Raw genomic sequence first — 20,197 nt, 5'->3', positions numbered from 1 at the left:
GAAATATCGCCTAGCTCAGTTTTCTTCGGATTTGCCTTCTACCCACGCCGGAAACCGCCGCTCCAAAAATCGGCTCAGCCGCTCGGCATTGATGCAGAACAACAGCGGGATGCTTATTGCGCTAGCGACCAACAAAAGCGCCAGCAGTGCTCTCGTTAACTCTATCATAGTCATTACCCTCTATTTGGTGTCGGCTCACAGCCTATCCGACAGTTTCTCAAGCCGTAGAGCATCCCCAAGCCGCGCTTGCAGGCAGTGCTGACACAAGTCACACTCCAGCGCGGTGCCATCCCCAAAGATACTGCCATATCCCCCCGTTTTTACAATATGCACGAAGGCTTGCATTTCCAGAACGTCGTCATACCGCTGCCCGCATGCGTCACAGGTGATCGCCGTGACGGTGTCCTGCTCAACAGTGACCCGAGTGGTGTGCTTCATTTCGTATTTCCTCGCTCTGTATCGGAGAGACCCTTTTTCTTGAGAAGGGCGTTTTCAAGCTCAGCGTGGTCAAGCTGATGCATGATCTCGTGGAACAGCTCAGGCCGTAGCACGTAGGCTACCCGTTCATCTCTACAGGAGATGATGTAAATATCCGGATTGCCCCGCTCAAGCTGCCGGACGACTCTTTTCAGTTCTCGCTTCAGTCGACTGAGGGGTAGTAACTCCAAAATCATTCTGATTCCCCCTGCAAGTTGCTGTCGGTTATCCCGGCCTCGCGATACCGCTGCAGGGCCTCTCCCCATACCTGATTGAGCTCAATACGACGCTGCATAGCAAGGTAGTCCTCTAATCGCAGCAGATGCCCGGCGACCTTGCCCCGGTGTGTCAGCACGTAGTGCCGCACAATGCCGTTGCGCATATTCCTCTCTATGGCGGTTTGGGCTTTTCTGTAGTACCCCATCGTGATGGTTTTCTGGCGCATCAGTCACGTCCTCCCTGTAGGGCCTTTTCAAAGTCCCGTTGGTACGTGGCCCACAGTTGGTCTGATAACTGTGCTGCCAGGGCTTGGTCCTCAACATCGATCCCAAAGACCCGCTCTGCCATCGCGGGGTAAAGCACCGTAGAGGGGCTGGAGGCCAGGACTTCAAAGGAGCCCGCTATCGCCTTCACGATAATTAGATTGCTGTCAGGGACCCCGTAGATCGTCCAAGTCAGTCCGGAAAGGTCTTTGTCGGCCAGCGCCTCCATATAGCAGAGGGTGTCTGGCTGTTGAGTGAGAGCCTTGAGCGCTTGTTGTTGCTGTGTATCGATAGTGTGTGTCATGGATTCGTCCTCGTTGAGGTAGTCGTATAGCGGTAAGGCCTGCATTGACAATAACTTATTGAATTACTGATCTGACTAAGACGCGTTGTTGTGTGGATGTGGCATCGATCTCTGCCAGCCCGCCGAATGGTGTGCATTCGCGCCACTTTGTCTATCGAGTCTGGATACCAGCTCATAGGACGGGTGATCTGTCTTGGGGTACCACTGCCTGGGCTTAAAATAGTCGCGGAGGATATTGGCCAAGGTTGGATCGAACATCTCCAGCTCCGCCAGTGGAGTGGCCAGCAGCTCTAAGGCCGCCATATCGTGGGGCTGCGTGGCGCCCCGGTCAGCACCCACGAGTGTCAGGGTCTTGCCCAGGTCGTGGACGATGATCAGAGTAGTGGCAATATCCCGCGCTCGATCACTGTGCGAGCTGGGATAGGTGCCGCCGTAACGGACCAACATATCGGCTGTGTGCTCCAGTAGGCCCCCTTGGTAAGCGTGGTGGTGCCGCAGGCTGCCAGGGGCATTTAACACTCCCATGGCATTACTGCTGTCGACAAATACACTGTTCAGGAACTGACGCAGTGCTGGCGTACTCAAGCGCGACCAATGTCGGATCATCACCCGGAGTGCGGGAAGAAATGCCGGTAGCACCCATTCCCGAGGCAATAGCGCCGTAGGTTTTAACGTCTGGCGCTGGGGTAATGCGGTGATCTCCGGCGTCAGCCGCCAATGCGACGGGTAGGCACACAACTCTCCAGTGACTTCAATGATGTCGCCGTGATCGGCACTGTGAAGCGGCGTGGGGTTGCCACCCAGCGGAATTGCGGACAAGGCGGTCCCCGCCAGATTCCCCAGCTGCAGGTACCGGGTTGGTCGCCCGGAGCGGTCTAACTGGTCTTGGCTGCCCAGCACCCGAAACTGGCAGCGTTCCAGCCGCCTTGAGGTCAGTATCTCGGAACGGTGTGGGGTGAGGGAGAGTTCGGAATGGATTAATGGCATATCAAGACTCCTCCAGGGCTGACGCTTCCTGAACCCCCAGCATTTGCTCAAAGGCTGAGCCATCCATCCGGGTCAGGTTGGGGATATAACGGGAGTAAACCTTAAACAGCATATCGGTACTGGCGTGCCCCAAAAACCGCGCTACCCACTCGGGGTTCTCTCCGGAGGCCAATAATAAGGTGGCCGCGGTGTGACGGGTTTGATACGGACGCCGCTTTTTGAGGTTCAAGTGGCGGAGTAGGGGATACCACACGCGTTTTGTGACGTTGTTGTGGTCCAGAGGCTTGCCGTCGGTATTGCAGAAGACATAAGGGCTCAAGTGGCCTGTTGCGCGGTGTTGGGACTCCAAAGCTTGGCGCACCGGGCCTAGCATGGGGATATCCCGTTGGCTGCCATCGGTTTTGGTGTATTCCGTTTTCCCTTGGACCAGGGTTTGGCGGATAGAGATCAAGCCGCGCTCGAAATCCACGTATTCCCAGCGCAGGCCGTCGATCTCACCGGTGCGCATGCCTGAGTAAAAGCGGACAGAATAGTAGTTCTTATAGTCTTTGCGCACTGACGAGATGATCTGGTTCACCTCTATTAGAGAGAACGGCTCCACATGGCTGCGTTTGAGCTTAAGCGGTTTGATGTTCTTGTAAGGGTTATCAAAGCTAAAGCGTTCCGACGCTTCCTCCATAATGGCGCGCAGAATGGCCATATGGGTGTTAACGGTCTTGGGCGAGCGCTGGGGTGCGCCACCCCGGCCAGGCTTGGTGGCCATCTCCGTCCGAAACCGCAGAATGTCGGCCTTGGTGATCTCATGCAGGCGCATGGCACCAAAGAAAGCGATGAGGGAACCGTGGAGAATACAGTCGACATTGCGAGCGTGGGACGCGCGCCACTCGATCTTTTTCTCGGATTGCCATTGGAGGGCGAAGTCTTTGAATCGTGGGGACTTGATGGCGCGTTGCCCAGAACGTGTCCTAGCAGCCGACGCCAAGTTGGAATTGCTCTCAACGGTATCTTGAGGCGACTGAAGAGCTAAAAACTTCTCGACGTTCGGGCTGCCGGGGAAGTGATCAGCATAGTTGAACTCACCGAGTTTAATTTTGGCCTCGACTCGTTCTAGTAGCTTCGTTACTTGCTTTCTATTCTGAATACTATCGGTTAGCGCCGTATGTTCCCGAAACCGTGTTCCTTTAAATGAGAAGTCCAGCAGCAGTTTTCCAGTATCTTTCCGTACTCTGACTTTACCCATGACATACCTCGCCGTTTGCCATGGGGATCTCCAGCTCAGGAGCGTTTTTACGGCCAATCATTTCTTCCTCGACTGCTTCCCAGAGGTACAGAATTTTGCGTCGCCCGAATGGCTTTATGTAGTGCTTCCCCTCAAGAAGGACACTGTCGTTTAATTGTTGGCGAATTGTTCGTACGTCGTATTTGATGCGTGCGGACAACTCTTCTGTGGTTAGGTAAGTGTGTGCCATAATAGAAGTACTCCAACGGGTCGAAAAGATTTTTAGAAGATCATAATGATCTGCTGGAGATCATAATAACACCAAAAAGACCCATTGCAAGTCTTTTTGGTCTCCTGTGGGTTATTTTGTTCTGGAGTGACGGTGATAAAGTGCCATCTTTCGACAATTCTTGGGGAGAAGCGCCTCAAGATAGCGGACGTTGCCAGAGAGACTGGTGTGAATAGAGGAACAATTACACGCCTCTATCACGAAACCGCGGTTAGAGTAGAGTTTGAAGCTCTGGAGAGAATCTGCGACTATCTAGGTTGTGAAATTGGTGAATTGCTGACCATCGAACGAAATCTATAGGCCCCGCAATAGGTCTTCGGATAGCTTTATTCAGGTCGATAATTTCCCACAACATATGCCAAGTAGTGACACGGATAGAAAATTTAAAAATGCTTAAACGTTATTTTTAGTATGCTGTTTGGCTTCTGTGCGAAAAAGGTGAACTGTTCGCATTCAATAGGTATGACGGCTCAGTTTCAGAAAATCTAACAAATTTATCTAGCTAAATCCAAGCAGAGTGAGGCGTTAAAGTTGTAGAACGCCGCCGCGAATGTCCACCAACATTTACAGCCATTCCTCTTTGTCTTCGCCGCCCTCTGGGCCGATAAATGATTCGTAACCTTCTTCAGCGATACTCCTCTTTGCCGCATCCAGCGCCTCAGCATCTGTTGGGAATGCTGTGTCCCAAACCGTTGAATTACTGTACTCATCGACCACTTCTAAGTGCCAGCAATCGTGGTTTTCGAGCCGATAGATTTCGATTGCCAATACCGTGCTGCTGAAGCTGATTTCTTGAGAGAGTTGTGAGTACTCTATTTGAGGGTTTTCGCTCATTGAGTTGCTCTATGCTGAGGATAGACGTAAGGGTTCTTTGCAAGGTCCATATTTCTGAAAGATACATCCTTGCAGTCGCTTAAGTCGAGAAGGTGCCCGAAGGTCAGAAAATTTGCCTGAGAATTTTGTCAGCGTTCAAAAACGTCACGGAAAACGTCACGGAGTGTCACGGGAGAAAATTTGAGACTTCAGAAACGAAAAAGGCAGATCGCTAAGTTGCTGATCTGCCTCCCTTTCTTGTTGGTAGCGGGGGCAGGATTTGAACCTACGACCTTCGGGTTATGAGCCCGACGAGCTACCAGACTGCTCCACCCCGCATCAAAACTGGTATTTTCAGCGTGCCTGTCAAAGCGTGCTGCGGCAGATTTAACTGCCTTTTCTGTGGGTTTCGTCAGCACTTTTTAAAGCGCCTCCCCGACAGAGGCTGCGCATTATAGGGGCTGATTTTCTCCCTTGCAAGGGTGTCGTCATATTTCTTTCAAATACGGTCTATGTTGCAGTTCGGGAAGGGTTTTTTTAAGCTGCGTGTCGCTTTTTAGCGGCCGCTAGATGTTGGGTAAGCCCACGGTGACGGCCAGCGGGGTTGGTGCCGAGCGGCGCTATCCTCTCCATTCTAGATTTGCAGGTAACAACGATGGCGGATTTTGCCGATATTCGGCCCTACGGCGATGAAGAAGTGGCGCCGGTATTGGCGAGCTTGCTGCGCGACAACGAGTGCATCGACGCGGTGGCCAAACTTCGAGCTCCGCGGTTGTTCAAGCTGGCGCCTGCGCTTGTCAGGCCATTTGCCAGGCGCGTGTTGCAGCGGCAGTTTGGTCGCGCCCGCACCGTGTACGAGCTCCAAACCGGCATTAAGCCCTATATGGACCGGATGCTGGAGGGGAGTACGTCTCAGTTTACGGTGTCGGGAATTGAGCACCTTAGTCCGCAGCAGGCGTATCTTTTTATCTCTAATCACCGGGATATTGCCTTGGACCCGGCCTTTGTCAATTACGCGCTGTATCACAATGGCCTCGATACCGTGCGTATCGCCATTGGCGACAATCTGCTGTCTAAGCCTTTTGCAGCGGACCTGATGCGTTTGAATAAGAGCTTTATTGTGCCGCGATCAGTGCGGGGGCCCCGGCAGATGCTGGCGGCTTATCGCAAGCTGTCGGCCTATATTCGTCATTCTCTGCTTGAGGACAAGGCATCTATCTGGATCGCCCAGCGGGAGGGGCGGGCCAAAGATGGCAACGACGCCACCGAGGTCGCGGTGATGAAGATGCTGGCGATGGCGCAGACCAAGGAGGAGGGTTTTGCCGGTTATATGGGGCAATTGCAGATCGTGCCGGTGAGTATTTCCTACGAGTGGGATCCTTTGGACGCGGCCAAGGCCAAAGAGCTAACTCAAATGGAGACCGATGGCCGTTACGAGAAAGCCGAACACGAGGACCTGCAAAGCATTGCAGACGGCATTCTAGGGGATAAGGGGCACGTTCATGTGAGCTTTGCATCGCCGCTGCCTACCGACATTGGCGATGCTTCCGCTTTGGCGGCGGCGTTGGATGAGGCAATCATTCGCCACTACCACCTGCAGCCCAGCAACATTCTTGCCTATCAGGCGCTCTATGGGGATGTGGATTGGCGGCAGCTGGGCGCTCCTGAGGTGTCGGACAATCAGCGCCAGGTATTTGAAAAGCGTATGGCAGGCATTGCCCCTGCATACCGGGACAAGGCGCTGGCGATCTATGCCCGTCCGGTGGTCAATCAGCTGCGCCTGCGTGAGCCGGCGTGCTAGACGATTCGATAAAGCAACAGATTCAGGAAGCTTATCGCCAGTTCCTGTCTTCCCGGTCCATGAAACCACGCTATGGGCAGCGTCTGATGATCGCCCATATTGCCCGGTGTTTGGCCGGTATCAAACGCAACCAAGAGGCGCAGCGCAGTGGTGGCGATCACCTGTGCGTAGTGGAAGCGGGCACCGGCACGGGTAAGACCCTGGCCTATGCGCTGGCGGCGATTCCAGTCGCGGCCCAATGTCGTAAGACCCTCGTTATTTCCACGGCGACGGTGGCGCTGCAAGAGCAAATTCTCTACCGGGACCTACCCGATATCCTCCAGCATAGCGGCCTTAATTTTAGCGTAAGCTTGGCCAAGGGGCGCCGTCGCTATTTGTGCCTTTCCAAGTTGGATCAGCTCATTAGTGGTGCTGACGCCCAAACCCTACCGCTGTACCCCGATGAGGCAATGAGTTCTCCTGACGATACCAGTCTGGCGCTCTACAGCGATTTTTTAAGGGCCTTGACCTCGGGGCAATGGGACGGCGACCGTGACAATTGGGCCTCCGTGGTGGATGAAGCGCAGTGGGCGCCGGTGACCACGGATCACGCCCAGTGTACCGGGCGGCGCTGCAGCCACGTTCGCCAGTGTAGTTTTTTCCGCGCTCGGGAATCTTTGACCCAGGCAGATGTGGTGGTGGCAAATCACGATTTGGTGCTGGCCGACCTGGCCCTGGGCGGCGGCGTGATTTTACCGCCGCCGGAAGAAGCCATTTATATTTTTGATGAGGCTCATCATCTGCCTGACAAGGTGATCAATCACTTTAGTGCCAGTGTTCGCGTCGGCACCACAGAACGTTGGTTGGAGCAGGCGCAGCGGGGCGTGTCGGCGGTGGTGGCTCACCCGGCTATCGATGATTTGATGCGGCCCAAGTGGGAAACATTGGCCACCACCATCAGCTCGGCGCGGGAGGCCTTTGGCCGGCTTCGACCCTGTGTTGAACCGCTGATGGAGGACGTCGAGACCCGGCGGGGGCAGGCGGTGAATCGGTTTGAGAATGGCGTGGTGCCCGATGAGCTGAGAAGGCTGTCCGCCGACCTCCGCACCGCCTTTGCAGCCATCAATCAGCACGCCGAGTCGCTAATCGAGGAATTGCAGAAGGGGCTGGATCGAGGCGAGCTCGATATGGGCCGCGAGCTGAGCGAGCAATGTCTGGCCGACCTGTCGGCGATACGGTTTCGCAGCGATTCGATACTGACGCTGTTTCGCTCCTTCTCGGCCAATACCGACGACGAAAAACCTCCGTTGGCGCGCTGGTTGGCAAAGGTAGAGTCCGGGCTGGGTTTGTTCGATCTGGAGTTAAATAGCAGCCCCATTCTGGCGGCCAAGACGCTTAGCTCCACACTATGGAACCGCTGCTATGGCGCAGTACTGACCTCCGCCACTCTCACTGCACTGGGTCGCTTTGACCGCTTTGCCATGCGCACCGGCCTCTATGACGATGCCAGCTTTGAGGTGGTGCCCAGCCCCTTTGCCCACGCCGAAGCGGCGCAGTTGGTGGTGCCGGCCATGGCCTGTGACGGTGGCGACCCGGAAGCCCATACCCACGCCCTGATAGAGACACTCCCTAAAATTCTGGATCCGGACGCGGGGAGCCTGGTGCTGTTTGCCTCCCGCAAGCAGATGCATGCGGTTTACGATGCGCTTCCAGAGGCTTGGCGCAAGCGGACGATTGCCCAAGGCGAACTGCCCAAGAAGGATATTTTGCAACGCCACCGGGAAGCTTTAGATGAGGGGCGGGGCAGTGTGATTTTCGGGCTGGCCAGTTTTGCCGAGGGCGTCGATCTGCCGGGGCACTACTGCAGTCATGTGGTCATTGCCAAGATCCCTTTCGCGGTGCCAGAAGACCCGGTAGAGGAAGCCCTGGCGGAGTGGGTCAGCCGAAATAACGGCAACCCCTTTATGGACATTACCGTACCGGATGCCGCCATCAAGCTAGTGCAAGCCAGCGGGCGCCTGCTGCGTAATGAGCAGGACCGCGGCAGGATTAGCATCCTCGACCGCCGCATTGTGAGCCGTCACTATGGCCGTAAAATGCTGGCTTCCATGCCGCCCTACCAGCAAATAGTAGAATAATGAGCCGATATCACGACGTCGCCGCACTGCTGATCGATATAGAAGCCGAATTGCGCCAGCTGGGGCATTGGCAGAGTGAGGCCCCGCCCGAAGAGGCACTGCGCAGCGAACAGCCCTTTGCGATGGATACCCTGGAGTTTTACCAGTGGCTGCAGTTTATCTTCATCCCCCGGGTGTCGTTTTTGATTGAGCAGCGGGAGAGGCTACCGGGGGAGTGTGCGATTGCACCGATGGCGGAGGAATATTATCGCGGGCGGAGGCTGCCAGTGGCGGGCTTGTTGCAGGCGCTGGAAGCCGTTGATGAACTGCTGAGTCAGGATTGAAACAGAGGCGACGAAAAAAAACCGTTGTCCATCCTAGCGGTAATGGCGTGATTGGTGCGGGTAGATACCATCTCTCCCATACAGCCACAAGGGGTGTTTATGACACCGTTTGCGGCCTGTATTCCGTTTGATTTTTGATCACACCAAAGCAGATATGCACTAATTTACGCATGGCAGCACCGATGGCCTGCATGTGATTCTTCCCGTTCTGCAGTAATCGCTCTTTCATCGCCGAGACATCCGGGTTGCATTGGCTGGCGCACACAGCCGCCATGTACAGTTTCGCTCTCACCGAGGCCGGCCCTCGTTTGCTCAGTGCACTGCGTCCTCGGAACACCCCCGATTCCACCTGGGTGGGAATCAGGCCAAGATAAGCCGCGACTTGCTTGGCGCCCGTAAAATCCCGGCTATGGATCACCGACAGCATCAGACGGCTGACCACCTTTCCCACGCCGGGGATGCTCTCCAGTAAGGCCTTGTCGTGCTTGAGCCCAGGGTGGCGATCAATATGGTCATCGATATCCTCTTCGATACGACGCTTCGCCTTCTCCAGCTCGTTGAGCATGGTGTGGATTGAGTCTAAAACTGTCTGTGATGAGGGGCGGAGTTCCGCCTTCTCTAGGCGGTTGGATTCTCGCTGGTAATCCACTTCCAGCGCCTCTAAGCGGGCGATTAGTGCCTTCAGTTCACGGATTTCCAGCGGCTCAGGCTGCCAGAGCGCAGGGTCGCGTTCAGCGCCAAAGCGGGCAATGATCAAACTATCCTGCTTGTCCGTCTTGTGGGTATTGCCCAGGCTTTGGGCGTAGGCTTTGATGTGGGCCGGGTTTACCACCGCAACCCGAAAGCCGGCATCGTGCAAGGTGAGGGCAACCTTCTCGTGGTAAATCCCCGTCGCTTCCATCACCACCAGAATTTGTGCAGGCTCAAGCTTTAAGGTCTTGGGCAACCATTGGCACAGTGCTTGATGGCCTTTATTGTCATTGGCCATCACTTTGGTCTTCACCTTCAAGGTGGCGCGATCCCGAAGCCACAGGCAATCCAGCTTTGCCTTGCTCACATCGATCCCAACAACGTCTGTCATCTTTCCAATTCCCCTTGTCCATGCAGCGTCACCGGCCCTAATGCCGGGCGCTTGGATACCATTCAATGTCAAAGATGAGAGGCCGGGAGGATAATCTACGTCGCAGCTTCGAGAGCTAAGGGTGGACACATCCTACACCCCGGCCAGTAGGCAACGGGAAGCTAACCCATCACCTTGGAGAGATACAAGGGTGGACATCGCGTTGCATGTCCATCGTGTGTACCCGAGGTCTCACCATGACGGCGAGGGGGGGCCGGCGGACAAAAACGTTGTCCGCCCTACGAGCTGGAGTTTTCGTCGACGGCCATCACCATGCGTACCAGGTGGGCCAAAGAGCGCACGCCCATCTTTTCCATCACTCGGGCGCGGTGAATTTCCACGGTGCGCTGGCTGATATCCAGGTCAAAGGCAATCACCTTGTTGGCTTTGCCCTCGATCATCAAATCCATGACCTGCTTCTCTCGGGGAGTGAGTTCCTGCAGGCGTTCGACAATTTTGTGTTTTTCGGCCAGTTCGGCGCGGCTTTCGGCGTCGGCGGCGATGGCCTGCTGGATTTTGCCCAGCAGTTCTTCTTCCCGGTAGGGTTTCTGTACGAAGTCCACCGCGCCTTTTTGCATGGCCTCTACGGCCATGGGGACGTCGCCGTGGCCGGTAACAAAAATGATCGGTAGGATGGAGTTGCGGCTGTTTAGCTGGCGTTGCAGCTCCATGCCATTCATGCCGGGCATGCGGATATCCAGTACCATGCAGCCAGCCATCTCAGTGGAAAAGTCCTCTAGAAAGGCGTCCCCCCGGGAGTAGGCGGCCACCTTGTGACCCACGGATTCCAATACCATCTGCAGTGAGTCTCGTACTGCGTCGTCGTCCTCAACCAGATAAACGGTGGCTTCAGTAGTCATGGTAGGTCCTTGCCGGCTAATCGATGTTATCGGCCAAAGACTAGCACGATTTGTGCTCTGAACAAGGTTCCGGAGAATAAAAAATGGCTGCGGACTAGCGGTAACCCCGCATAATCGCTAAGCTTTTGCCAATTATCGTGTCCTCGAAGGGTGCGCATGCGAGCCAAGCGCAGTTTAGTACAAATTTACCTGATCAGCCTGGTCGCGCTATCGGCGATCCCGCTGGCGGTGCTGGGTTATATCTGGATAGCCAAGGAATACGAGAGCTACACCCAGCAGAGTCAGGAGTGGCGCGACAGCTACATAGAATCGCGGCGAGAGCTGCTGCGCCGCGAGGTTGATAAGGCGGTTGAATACCTGGAGTTTCGTCGCAACCAGCTTAACCGTCAACTCTACCTGGAGTTGCGGCAGCAGATCGCCATCGGTCTGTCGCTGATCGAGAACACTCGCAAGGAATATGTTGGCGAAAGTAGGCGTGCCCAGATCAACCGCCTGCGAACCACCCTTGCCTCCCTTAGCTTTCAGGAAAACAACAAAGGCTTCTTCTTTTTATTCGACGCCGCTGGCAATGCCGTGTTGCCGCCTGTTCACCCCGATGGCGAGATGCGCCTCGAGGATAAGGCTGTGCTGGAGGCCTTTGCCAAGCAGATTCAGCAGGTCACCAAAGAGAAGAATTTCGAGTTTATCGAATATCGCTTTACCCGGCCTGATGGCGCCAACACGGCGCGCAACTTCAGCTTTGTCTATCACTACAAGCCGCTGGATATCTATCTCGGTGCCAGCCTCTACCTGCGGGATGAAATTGCCCGCACCCAGCGGGAGGTGATAGAGCGCATCGCCGCGGTGCCGGTGGATCCCAATAATTCAATTCTCTTTCTTGTCGACAACCAGGGCCGGCAACTGGTCAACGCCTACGACCCTGATTCCGTTGGCGAGCCTATGCCTGGGGTGATCGAGGCAGGAAAGCGATTGGGACAAGAGGAAGACAGTTTGTTTACCGAGCTGTCCTGGACCGATAAACAGGGCGACTCCAAGCCGGTGGTGTCTTATCTGCGGCAGTATGAGCCCTGGGGCTGGACCCTGGGTTCAGGGGTTTTCCTGGATCAACTCAACGAGCGCCTCAGTGCTGAGCGTGCGCAACTGCAAAATCGGGTGCGGGAGCACATCGCTTTTATTATTGCCATTGCCTTGGGCTTGATGGTGGTGTCGGCGGTGGCGGCCCAGTGGCTTGCCCGCCGCAGCGCATCGGGCTTTACCATCTTTCAGCAGTTCTTTGCCGATGCCAGCAAAAAATCCACAGCGATTGATATCAATCGGCTGCCATTCGCCGAGTTTCAGCGTTTGGCAGAGGATGCCAACTATATGGTTGAGAAGCGCACCGAGACTGAGCAGGCCCTAAAGCTCAGCGAACGGCGCTTTCATCTTGCTCTGGATGCCGCCCAGAACCACCTGTGGGATCTCGATCTGACCACTGGTTATGTCACCGTCAGCGACAGTTTTTTCCGCATGTTGGGCTACGAGCCACCCGCCGATCCCTACCCGGTGGGTGCCTATAAATACGTCGCGTGCCCTGACGATCTACAGATCATTGCCTCGGCAGTGGACAGCTGGTTAGGCCTGGCAACGGGCAACAGCGTTGAATTCCGAATCAAGGATCGATCCGGGCGCTACCACTGGATCTACAGCCGCGGCGACGTGGTGGAAATCGATATGCAGGACAAGCCCACCCGTGCGATGGGCATTATGATCGATATCACTGAGCGCAAGCGCATGGAGCAGGACCTGGTGGATGCCCGTATTGCCGCCGAAGATGCACTCCATGCCAAAAGCCAGTTTCTATCCAGTGTCAGCCACGAATTGCGCACCCCCCTCAACGGTGTGTTGGGCTACGCCCAACTATTGCAACGGGAGTCGGGCCTGCCCTCCGGGAGCCAGGAGTATCTCCGTGCTATCGAGAGCTGCGGCAAGCACCTGCTCAACCTGATTAACGATGTTCTGGATCTGGCCAAGATTGAAAGTGGCAATATCAATATCGTATGCCAGCCTACCTATATCGACGAGGTGATTACCAATGTTGGCGATATTGTCGCCCACCGCGCTCGGGGCAAGGGGCTGGATTTTGTGGTGGATTTGGACGACCTAGTTCCCAAGCGGCTTCAGCTTGATGAGGTAAAACTGCGGCAGGTGCTGGTTAATCTGCTGGACAATGCGGTGAAGTTTACCGATCACGGCAGTGTGCATTTGAAAATCACTGCGGATTTCAGCAACAACCAACTGGACTTCAGTGTGACTGACACCGGCGTCGGCATTCCTGAAGAGGCGCAACGAGACGTATTTGAGCCCTTCAAACAGGTTAACCCCCAGGATGGCAAGGGTACTGGCTTGGGCTTGTCTATCTGCCGCCGGTTGGTGGAAGCCATGGGCGGCAGCCTCAACCTGCGCAGTCGAGTCGGCCATGGTAGTTGCTTTTATTTTGATATCCCACTGATGGAAGTGGCCGAAGAGGAAGCGCCCAAGGCACTGGCAAGGGACGTCGAGGGCGATCTACCCAGCGATAAGATTATTGATAACCCTGCCATCATTGTTGCCGACGATGTGGCGGTTAACCGGCAGGTGCTGGCCGGTATGTTGTCGGACGTGACCGACGACATTCGCGAAGCGGCCAATGGTCGAGAGGTGATCGATTTACTTAAAGATCGCACAGCGAACTTGGTGCTGATGGATCTGCGTATGCCGGTAATGGATGGCCTGGCAGCGACAAGGCTGATCAAACACGAACTTAAAATGCATGATGTGCACGTCATCATGGCATCAGCCGCGACTGACGACGACCTGATGGCAGAGGCGATTCGAGCGGGCTGTGATGGCTTCTTGCCCAAGCCGATTGGCATGGATGAGCTGTTCCGGGTGTTGGCCGAAACCTGCGGTGCTGAGCCCTTAAGTGCGGAAGAGGTAGACGCTCCAGTTACCCAGGAGGTAGAGCTTGCTGGGCCGCCTGAAGCAATTCGTCAGGCGCTGACCGAAGCGGCGGAACTGGGTGATATCACTGCTCTGCGGGAGCAGCTCAACACCTTGAGGCAGTCCCACCCCGAGTGTGACGCCTTTAGCGACGAGGCGGAGGCAATGTTAGCGGATTTTGATTTTGGCAGGCTGTTGAAGTTACTGCAGCGGCAGGTCGAAGGGGCCAGTTTGAATGACGCCTAGTCGCGGTGGCGAACAGATACTGCTGGTGGATGACAACCCCACCAATCTACAAGTACTGTTTAAAACCCTAGAGGGCAGCGGCTATCGACTGTTGGCCGCCAGGGATGGGGAGTCCGCACTGTATACCGCACGGCGCGCCAAACCGGTATTGATGCTGCTGGATGTCATGATGCCGGGAATGGACGGTTTTGAGGTGTGTGAACGTCTCAAAGCAGACCCCGAAACGGCCGATATTGTAGTGATTTTTCTCTCCGCTCTCACCGACAGCCAATCCAAAGTTCACGGGCTGGCTATAGGCGGTGTCGACTACATCGGCAAACCCTTTCAGTCTGAAGAGGTCCTGGCTCGGGTTCGAACCCATATCAAAATCCAGCGTCTGGAGCAGGCGCTGGCCCGCCGCAATAGCGAATTGGAAGACGAAAATCAGCGCATCTTGGATGCGGTGGAAGAGGGTATTTTTTCGCTGGACGGCGAAGGCCGGATTACTGCCATGAATGCCCGAGCTACCGAATTGACGGGGTGGGCGGCGTCAGATGCATTGGGAGAATTACTCAGCCGCTTGGCGCTATTCCGCAATGGCGAGCTCAACAAGCGACTCGCTCAGCTCTACGAGGAGGGCGCCAGTCTGCGGCACGACCATGTTGATTTGTATCAGGATAGTGGAGAAATACTGCCAGTGGCGTTGACCGGCTCCCCTTTAACAGGCGGTGGTGCAGTGCTGGTACTGCGTGATATCTCCGAGTGGTTGGCCAGCCAGCGAGCCCTGGAACACGCTCGGGCAGAGATGGACAGCCAGCGCCAGCATTTGGCACATATTGAGCGCCTGAGCACCGGCGGCGAAATGGCGGCCGGCATTGCCCACGAGGTCAATCAACCACTGACGGCGGTAAGCAACTACGCGCGGGTGGCCCAGCGTCTGCTGGAGCAGGTGCCCGGTGAGACCGCCGATAAGCTGGATGATGTGATGAGTAAAATTGCCACTCAGGCCCAGCGCGCCTCTGCGGTGATTCAACGCATGCGCACCTATGTCAAAAAGCCCTCTGGGGCTCGAGAGTTGCAGTCCATCAATACAGTGCTTGAGGACGTGCTGGCCCTTGCGGAAGTCGACTCGCGGGTCAATCGCGTGCATGTCGCCTTAGTGGCCGACCCGGATCTGCCCGATATCTTTATCGACGAAGTGCAGGTGCAGCAGGTAGTGTTAAACCTGATTCGCAATGCCATGGAAGCCACGGCGCAGTCTGGCAGTGACGCCCCCGTACAGGTGCGCAGCTTTAGGGAATCGGGGCATGTCATCGTCGAAGTAGAGGACAGCGGGCCTGGCCTGGCACCCGAGGTTGAAGAGCAATTATTCAGTCCCTTTGTGACCTCTAAAGAGGGGGGCATGGGTATTGGTTTGTCTGTGTCTCAATCAATTATGCAAAGTCACGGCGGCGATATTCGACACCGGCCATCACCTGGCGGCGGTGCGGTCTTTCGTTGCGAATTTCCCCTTCCCACCGCCGAGCAGCTGCCTCCCAAAACGGAGGCATAATGGTGAGCTTGCGACCCCAAGCGCTCCGCCGCAACGGAAGCTCCCGAGAGTCGCGCCACATTCGCATTGGTGAGTGGGCGCTGACATACACTTTAGTGCGCAGTGCGCGGCGGCGTCAGCGCATGTCATTGTGTGTTGCCCCAAGTGGGACCGTGGAATTGCGGGTGCCCCAAGGCGCTCCGCAAGTTGATATCGATGCAATGTTATATCGCTACCAAGCCTGGATCGAGGCGCGGTTGGCAGAGGCAGCAAGCCGCCCCGAACTGCGTCCCCCATCCTTTGAATCAGGTTGCGACATCCCCTATCTCGGCGAAACCCTGCGCTTGAATGTGGCGCTGGGTCGGCGGCGACGATGCCTGCTGCAGGGGGACTCTCTGCTTGTGCAGACGGCCGATCCGGCACCAACGAAGGTGTCGGCGGCAATCAATCACTGGTACCGGGAGCGGGCCGAAGTGGTCTTTAAGGATCGCCTGATGCACTGGAGCCGGCAAATTGAGTGGGTATCGACACCGCCGCCGCTGCGTTTGAGGCGGATGCGGGCGCGCTGGGGCAGTTGTTCCAGCAAGGGAGAGGTGTGCCTCAATACCCACTTAATCAAGGCTGCTCCAGCTTGTATCGATGCCGTCATCGTCCACGAGCTATGCCATTTGGAGGAGTTTCAACACAGTCGTCGCTTCTATGACTTAATGGACCAGGTTATGCCGGATTGGCGGTCCCATAGTGGGGCCCTGGACCAGGACGCGCCGCGATTACTGTTGAGCTAGGGCCTGGCTTAAAGATTGGTATTTGATCTTAAGAGTCGCCGCCGAAATTCGCCGTGGCGGCAAAGATGAGTACCGCGCTTTCCAATACGGCGCTGCGAGGCTGGTGATATCCCCCCAGTACCCAGCGCTGGGCAATCTGTACCACCGCGCCCACCAAGCCGGCGTAGACCATGTCCTCGTCAGCTGGCGGTGGAATGGTGGCGATATTCTGGCGGTGGGCTAACTGCTGAACCAGTGCCGCGAAATCTTCCATGGCCTGGTAGTAAAGTTGATCGATCTCCCGGCTGACCGCCAACACTTCAAATAACACTAGCCGTGCTGCAGCGGGTTGGTGTTGCACAAAATCAAAAAATGCCCCCAGGCCATTGCGAACAAACTGGTCAGCATTCGCGACGGGATTCTCCAGCGCATTGTACATGGTGTGCCGCAGGGACTGGGTCTGCTGCTGGTAAAGCTCGGCCAGCAGGGCGTCGCGATTGCTGAAGGACTCATAGAAATAGCGTTCTGTGAGCCCGGCAGTTTGGCACACCATTTTCACTGTCATCGATGAAAATCCGCGCTCGCCAATAACAGTTAGGGCGGCATCCAGCAGTTGCTGCCGGCGCTGGGCTTGGCGAGTGTCGGGGCTTTGTCCGCGATAGCGGCGGGGGGCGGTTTTGTCCATGGCGTAAATTTTGACATGACGTGTTGTCAGAAGTAAAGTGACAACTGGCATTGTCAAAATAGTGCGCCGGAGAGTCAGTTTCTTGCGGCGCCCGGAGCCAGGCTGGTATTTGAGACGTTGATGCCTCCTGGCGTTAGGCATGGTGATTGAGGTAGGCAGCGGTGAACTATGATTTTGACTATTTAATTGTGGGCTCCGGCTTTGGCGGTGCTGTCTCGGCCCTGCGCCTGGCAGAAAAAGGCTACTCAGTTGGGGTGATGGAGATGGGCTGCCGCTGGGACCCGGATAAGTTGCCCAGCAGCACCTGGAATCTGCGGCGCTGGTTGTGGCAACCGAGCTTGGGGTGGCGAGGCTTCTTTAAGATCAGTTGGTTTCGACATGTCATGGTGCTGCATGGCAACGCTGTGGGCGGGGGATCAATCACCTATGCCAACACTCTTCTGCAGCCTAAACCCAAGGTGTGGCGTGAGGGAAGCTGGGCGGGTCTTACCGATTGGGAGTCGGTCATGCCCGGTCACTACGATACGGCTCGTCGCATGCTTGGTGTGACTGAAAACCGCATCCTCGGTCCCGCTGATGAGTTACTCAGAGAGGGCGCCAAGGAAATGGGACGAGAGGACAGCTATTACCGCACCCAGGTTGGCGTGTTTTTTGGTGACCCCGGTGACGAGCCCGGCCAGCAATATGACGACCCTTACTTTGAAGGCCGTGGCCCCGCCCGGAACAGCTGCATAGGTTGTGGGGGCTGTATGGTGGGGTGTCGCTACAATGCCAAAAATACCCTGGACAAAAACTACCTCTACCTGGCCGAGCGCCAGGGTGCTCAGGTGTTTGCCGAAACCCGAGTGGTGGATGTGAAGCCTCTGGGTGATGCGAAAGATGGCAGTGAGGGCTACGTGGTGACCACGGCGTCAAGCAGCTGGATGCCGGGCTTGTGGCGGCGTCGGCGCTGGCGTGTAAAGGGCGTGGTGTTTTCCGCCTCGTCGCTGGGTACACAGAAATTATTGTTTGAACTGCGGGACAGGGGATCATTGCCCAACATTTCCAATCAGTTGGGGCGGCGGGTTAGGACCAATGCCGAGTCCCTGATCGGGGTGCGCTTACCGGGTAAACCGGAGATGGATCGAGGTATTGCCATAGGTTCGGGTTTCTACCTGGATGAGCATACCCATATTGAGGCCACCCGTTATCCCCGGGGCTCCGATGCTATGGGCTTGCTGGTGACGGCACTGACCCGAGGGCGCCCCGACTGGACGCGCATTCTGACCTGGTTGCGAACTGTGCTACTGCTGTTGGTGCGTAAGCCCAGCAAGGTATTGCCGCTGTTGTCGCCCTTTGGCATGGCCCGTCAGACCGTCATTTTTCTGTGTATGCAAACTCTGGAAGGGCATATCGATATGCGTTACCAGCGACGCTGGTATTGGCCCTTTAGCAAGCGCATGGTCAGTTATGGGCCCCGCATTCCCACCTATATTCCCCAGGCCAATGAATTTGCGTTGAAAATGGCGCGGCGTCTGGGCGGTATGGCTGGGAGCCTGATTACTGAGATTCTGTTCAATTTGCCGGCCACAGCCCATTGTATGGGAGGTGCGGCAATGGGCAAGAGCGCAGAGGAGGGGGTGATCGACCATCGCCAAAGGGTATTTGGTTACCGCAACCTGTACATCTGCGATGGGTCGGTGCTGGGTGCTAACTTGGGGGTAAACCCCTCATTGACCATTACTGCGTTGACGGAACACGCTATGAGTCATATTCCTGCGAAGTGTGAAGTGGAATGATCTGATTTCTGTGTTCAATGCGTAACAACATTTACTCTGGAAATAAGTAGAACACCGAATTCCTGCTACTCTGAGACTGTGAGTATGCTAAAAATGGATGACTACGAGCACATAGGGATGGCCTGAAGGGGGCTACTAAGCTCATCAGCTGAAATTAATAAAGCCGGTATATGAAAAGGAATGCCAATGAAGGGATTTTGGGATTGGTTGCTTGGGCCGGAGATGCCTCCCCACGGCCACTGCTATTTGTGGAATCCGGAGTTGGTTTATCTCCACGTCATCAGTGATGTGGTTATCACCGTCTCGTACTTCACCATCCCATTCGCGCTGGTGTATCTGGTTCGCAAGCGCGACGACCTGAAGTTCAACTCGCTGTTCTATATGTTCGCCCTGTTTATCTTTGCCTGTGGGGCGACGCACCTGATGAATATCTACAACGTCTGGCACGGCGCCTATTGGCTCAGTGGCGGGGTGAAGTTGATTACGGCGTTGGCGTCATTGGGGACCGCGGTGTTGATCTGGCCGATTATTCCCAAGGCCCTGGCCATACCCAGCAACAGCCAGTTGATGGCGCTTAACCAGCAATTGCAGAGTGAAGTCGACGAGCGCCTGCGCAAGCAGCAAGAAGTGGAGCGGCTGTCCAATGATTTGTCTGAATTGGTGGAACAGCGCACCCGGGAACTGGCCGAGGCGCGTTTGATGCGGACCCTGGTGGAAAAAACCAACTCGTCCCTGGAGCGCAGCAACGAGGTCTTGGGGCAGTACGCACGAGTCACAGCTTATGACATGCGCGAGCCGCTGCGCTCGGTGCGAGTGTATGCGCAAACGCTGAGCGACAAGCTTGGAGACTCCCTGGACGAAGAAGGTCGGCAGTGCATAAAGATGATTCTGGGCGCCAATAAACGGGTTGAGAATATGGTGGATGGCCTCCGCAATTACTCTGAATGCGACAAAGAGGGAGAAGTGGTTGATCTCGATCTCGACACCTTATTACAGGATGTCCTTAATGAGTTGGGCGACGAGGTTCGAAAAACCGGTGTCCAGATTGACCATCAGCCTTTGGGGCACACACACGGGGTGAGAGAACACTATCGACAATTGATGCTGCAATTGATTGGCAACGGCATAAAATTTAGTGCCGGACACGAGACGCCCAAAGTGGAAATTGGTCCATTACCATCCAGTGGCGCCGGGGTCGGATTTTATGTGCGCGATAATGGGGTGGGTATCGCCAAACAATACCATGCCCGCATCCTCGGTTTGTTCGAGCGCCTAAACAGCGATCCGGAGCTGGCGGGCACCGGAGTGGGGCTGGCAATCTGCAAGCGCATTGTGGATGAAAGCGGCGGTCGCTTAGATGTGGTCAGTGATGAGGGTAAAGGCGCAGAGTTCCGTGTCACCATGCCTTCGCCGTAGAGTGATCCGAGAGTGTCACCAGAGGCACCATCCAAATTTGGCGTGCGG

Annotated in this window: 20 protein-coding genes and 1 tRNA gene; 9 read left to right on the top strand and 12 right to left on the bottom strand. The window is 55.8% G+C overall.

Translation table 11 applies throughout. The annotated features are described in order from the left end of the window. Positions 1-15 precede the first annotated feature (15 nt). From I6N98_RS13710 to I6N98_RS13680, 7 genes are all read right to left on the bottom strand, one after another. Positions 16-168, bottom strand: coding sequence for a hypothetical protein (locus tag I6N98_RS13710; RefSeq protein WP_198568914.1), 153 nt, complete (start codon positions 166-168; stop codon positions 16-18). A 27-nt stretch (positions 169-195) separates the two neighbouring features. After that, positions 196-438, bottom strand: coding sequence for a hypothetical protein (locus I6N98_RS13705; protein ID WP_198568913.1), 243 nt, complete (start codon positions 436-438; stop codon positions 196-198). Between the two features lie 232 nt (positions 439-670). Further along, positions 671-922 (bottom strand): hypothetical protein, encoded by a 252-nt coding sequence (locus I6N98_RS13700; RefSeq protein ID WP_198568912.1) that lies wholly within the window; start codon positions 920-922, stop codon positions 671-673. Further along, entirely contained in the window at positions 922-1,263 is a 342-nt protein-coding gene (locus I6N98_RS13695; protein WP_198568911.1) for a hypothetical protein, read from the bottom strand. The genes I6N98_RS13700 and I6N98_RS13695 overlap by 1 nt, the downstream gene beginning before the upstream one ends. A gap of 75 nt (positions 1,264-1,338) precedes the next feature. Next, positions 1,339-2,250 carry a hypothetical protein gene (locus I6N98_RS13690; RefSeq protein ID WP_198568910.1) on the bottom strand — a complete coding sequence of 304 codons (912 nt, stop codon included), beginning with the start codon at positions 2,248-2,250 and terminating at the stop codon, positions 1,339-1,341. Between the two features lies 1 nt (position 2,251). After that, a complete protein-coding gene (locus I6N98_RS13685; protein WP_198568909.1) occupies positions 2,252-3,490 on the bottom strand; it encodes a site-specific integrase in 1,239 nt (412 codons plus the stop codon). Further along, entirely contained in the window at positions 3,483-3,719 is a 237-nt protein-coding gene (locus I6N98_RS13680; protein WP_198568908.1) for a hypothetical protein, read from the bottom strand. Before I6N98_RS13680 ends, I6N98_RS13685 begins: the two co-directional genes overlap by 8 nt. 126 nt (positions 3,720-3,845) lie before the next feature. On the opposite strand from I6N98_RS13680, the gene I6N98_RS13675 reads away from it, so the two are divergent. Next, complete coding sequence (locus I6N98_RS13675; protein WP_337924613.1) at positions 3,846-4,058, top strand: helix-turn-helix domain-containing protein; 213 nt, start codon at positions 3,846-3,848, stop codon at positions 4,056-4,058. A gap of 264 nt (positions 4,059-4,322) precedes the next feature. Here the strand turns inward: I6N98_RS13675 and I6N98_RS13670 are convergent, their stop codons facing one another. Next, positions 4,323-4,592 carry a hypothetical protein gene (locus I6N98_RS13670; RefSeq protein WP_198568906.1) on the bottom strand — a complete coding sequence of 90 codons (270 nt, stop codon included), beginning with the start codon at positions 4,590-4,592 and terminating at the stop codon, positions 4,323-4,325. A 241-nt stretch (positions 4,593-4,833) separates the two neighbouring features. After that, positions 4,834-4,910 (bottom strand) — tRNA-Met (locus tag I6N98_RS13665). Between the two features lie 316 nt (positions 4,911-5,226). Between I6N98_RS13665 and I6N98_RS13660 the strand changes: the two genes are divergently transcribed. Genes I6N98_RS13660 through I6N98_RS13650 form a run of 3 tightly spaced genes read left to right on the top strand, consistent with a single transcriptional unit; the run spans position 5,227 to position 8,812 of the window. Further along, positions 5,227-6,372: a 1-acyl-sn-glycerol-3-phosphate acyltransferase gene (locus tag I6N98_RS13660; RefSeq protein WP_198568905.1), complete on the top strand. Its 1,146-nt coding sequence runs from the start codon at positions 5,227-5,229 to the stop codon at positions 6,370-6,372. Then, positions 6,366-8,489, top strand: coding sequence for an ATP-dependent DNA helicase DinG (dinG, locus tag I6N98_RS13655; RefSeq protein ID WP_198568904.1), 2,124 nt, complete (start codon positions 6,366-6,368; stop codon positions 8,487-8,489). The genes I6N98_RS13660 and dinG overlap by 7 nt, the downstream gene beginning before the upstream one ends. Further along, positions 8,489-8,812 carry a YqcC family protein gene (locus I6N98_RS13650; protein ID WP_198568903.1) on the top strand — a complete coding sequence of 108 codons (324 nt, stop codon included), beginning with the start codon at positions 8,489-8,491 and terminating at the stop codon, positions 8,810-8,812. Before dinG ends, I6N98_RS13650 begins: the two co-directional genes overlap by 1 nt. Positions 8,813-8,909: 97 nt before the next feature. Here I6N98_RS13650 and I6N98_RS13645 read toward each other — a convergent pair whose 3' ends face one another. Next, a complete protein-coding gene (locus I6N98_RS13645) occupies positions 8,910-9,893 on the bottom strand; it encodes an IS110 family RNA-guided transposase (RefSeq protein WP_198568902.1) in 984 nt (327 codons plus the stop codon). 278 nt (positions 9,894-10,171) lie between these two features. Next, on the bottom strand, positions 10,172-10,792 hold the full coding sequence (gene fixJ / locus I6N98_RS13640) for a response regulator FixJ (RefSeq protein WP_198568901.1): 621 nt from the start codon (positions 10,790-10,792) through the stop codon (positions 10,172-10,174). A gap of 156 nt (positions 10,793-10,948) precedes the next feature. Here fixJ and I6N98_RS13635 point away from each other — a divergent pair, with 156 nt between their 5' ends. The 3 genes from I6N98_RS13635 to I6N98_RS13625 are packed head-to-tail and all read left to right on the top strand — an operon-like array spanning position 10,949 to position 16,291. Continuing rightward, positions 10,949-13,996, top strand: coding sequence for a cache domain-containing protein (locus tag I6N98_RS13635; RefSeq protein WP_198568900.1), 3,048 nt, complete (start codon positions 10,949-10,951; stop codon positions 13,994-13,996). Then, positions 13,986-15,527 (top strand): ATP-binding response regulator, encoded by a 1,542-nt coding sequence (locus I6N98_RS13630; protein WP_198568899.1) that lies wholly within the window; start codon positions 13,986-13,988, stop codon positions 15,525-15,527. The genes I6N98_RS13635 and I6N98_RS13630 overlap by 11 nt, the downstream gene beginning before the upstream one ends. After that, positions 15,527-16,291 carry a M48 family metallopeptidase gene (locus I6N98_RS13625; protein WP_198568898.1) on the top strand — a complete coding sequence of 255 codons (765 nt, stop codon included), beginning with the start codon at positions 15,527-15,529 and terminating at the stop codon, positions 16,289-16,291. Before I6N98_RS13630 ends, I6N98_RS13625 begins: the two co-directional genes overlap by 1 nt. 28 nt (positions 16,292-16,319) lie before the next feature. On the opposite strand, the gene I6N98_RS13620 is transcribed toward I6N98_RS13625, so the two are convergent. Continuing rightward, positions 16,320-16,955: a TetR/AcrR family transcriptional regulator gene (locus tag I6N98_RS13620; RefSeq protein WP_198568897.1), complete on the bottom strand. Its 636-nt coding sequence runs from the start codon at positions 16,953-16,955 to the stop codon at positions 16,320-16,322. 161 nt (positions 16,956-17,116) lie between these two features. Here I6N98_RS13620 and I6N98_RS13615 point away from each other — a divergent pair, with 161 nt between their 5' ends. Together I6N98_RS13615 and I6N98_RS13610 are read left to right on the top strand one after the other, a co-directional pair. Continuing rightward, positions 17,117-18,733: a GMC oxidoreductase gene (locus tag I6N98_RS13615; protein ID WP_198568896.1), complete on the top strand. Its 1,617-nt coding sequence runs from the start codon at positions 17,117-17,119 to the stop codon at positions 18,731-18,733. A gap of 186 nt (positions 18,734-18,919) precedes the next feature. After that, on the top strand, positions 18,920-20,149 hold the full coding sequence (locus I6N98_RS13610; RefSeq protein WP_198568895.1) for an ATP-binding protein: 1,230 nt from the start codon (positions 18,920-18,922) through the stop codon (positions 20,147-20,149). Positions 20,150-20,197 lie beyond the last annotated feature (48 nt).

This window comes from Spongiibacter nanhainus (assembly GCF_016132545.1).
In the GTDB taxonomy this organism is placed as follows: Bacteria; Pseudomonadota; Gammaproteobacteria; order Pseudomonadales; family Spongiibacteraceae; genus Spongiibacter; species Spongiibacter nanhainus.
Note: the sequence above shows the minus strand (reverse complement) of the source record. Positions and strands in the feature narration are given on the sequence as shown.

Coding starts and splice junctions, on each gene's coding strand:
- I6N98_RS13700 (WP_198568912.1), bottom strand. CDS start 922: ATGCGCCAGAAAACCATCACGATGGGGTACTACAGAAAAGCCCAAACC.
- I6N98_RS13635 (WP_198568900.1), top strand. CDS start 10,949: ATGCGAGCCAAGCGCAGTTTAGTACAAATTTACCTGATCAGCCTGGTC.
- fixJ (WP_198568901.1), bottom strand. CDS start 10,792: ATGACTACTGAAGCCACCGTTTATCTGGTTGAGGACGACGACGCAGTA.
- I6N98_RS13710 (WP_198568914.1), bottom strand. CDS start 168: ATGATAGAGTTAACGAGAGCACTGCTGGCGCTTTTGTTGGTCGCTAGC.
- I6N98_RS13625 (WP_198568898.1), top strand. CDS start 15,527: ATGGTGAGCTTGCGACCCCAAGCGCTCCGCCGCAACGGAAGCTCCCGA.
- I6N98_RS13660 (WP_198568905.1), top strand. CDS start 5,227: ATGGCGGATTTTGCCGATATTCGGCCCTACGGCGATGAAGAAGTGGCG.
- I6N98_RS13620 (WP_198568897.1), bottom strand. CDS start 16,955: ATGGACAAAACCGCCCCCCGCCGCTATCGCGGACAAAGCCCCGACACT.
- I6N98_RS13685 (WP_198568909.1), bottom strand. CDS start 3,490: ATGGGTAAAGTCAGAGTACGGAAAGATACTGGAAAACTGCTGCTGGAC.
- I6N98_RS13690 (WP_198568910.1), bottom strand. CDS start 2,250: ATGCCATTAATCCATTCCGAACTCTCCCTCACCCCACACCGTTCCGAG.
- I6N98_RS13705 (WP_198568913.1), bottom strand. CDS start 438: ATGAAGCACACCACTCGGGTCACTGTTGAGCAGGACACCGTCACGGCG.
- I6N98_RS13645 (WP_198568902.1), bottom strand. CDS start 9,893: ATGACAGACGTTGTTGGGATCGATGTGAGCAAGGCAAAGCTGGATTGC.
- I6N98_RS13650 (WP_198568903.1), top strand. CDS start 8,489: ATGAGCCGATATCACGACGTCGCCGCACTGCTGATCGATATAGAAGCC.
- I6N98_RS13695 (WP_198568911.1), bottom strand. CDS start 1,263: ATGACACACACTATCGATACACAGCAACAACAAGCGCTCAAGGCTCTC.
- I6N98_RS13680 (WP_198568908.1), bottom strand. CDS start 3,719: ATGGCACACACTTACCTAACCACAGAAGAGTTGTCCGCACGCATCAAA.
- I6N98_RS13630 (WP_198568899.1), top strand. CDS start 13,986: ATGACGCCTAGTCGCGGTGGCGAACAGATACTGCTGGTGGATGACAAC.
- I6N98_RS13670 (WP_198568906.1), bottom strand. CDS start 4,592: ATGAGCGAAAACCCTCAAATAGAGTACTCACAACTCTCTCAAGAAATC.
- I6N98_RS13610 (WP_198568895.1), top strand. CDS start 18,920: ATGAAGGGATTTTGGGATTGGTTGCTTGGGCCGGAGATGCCTCCCCAC.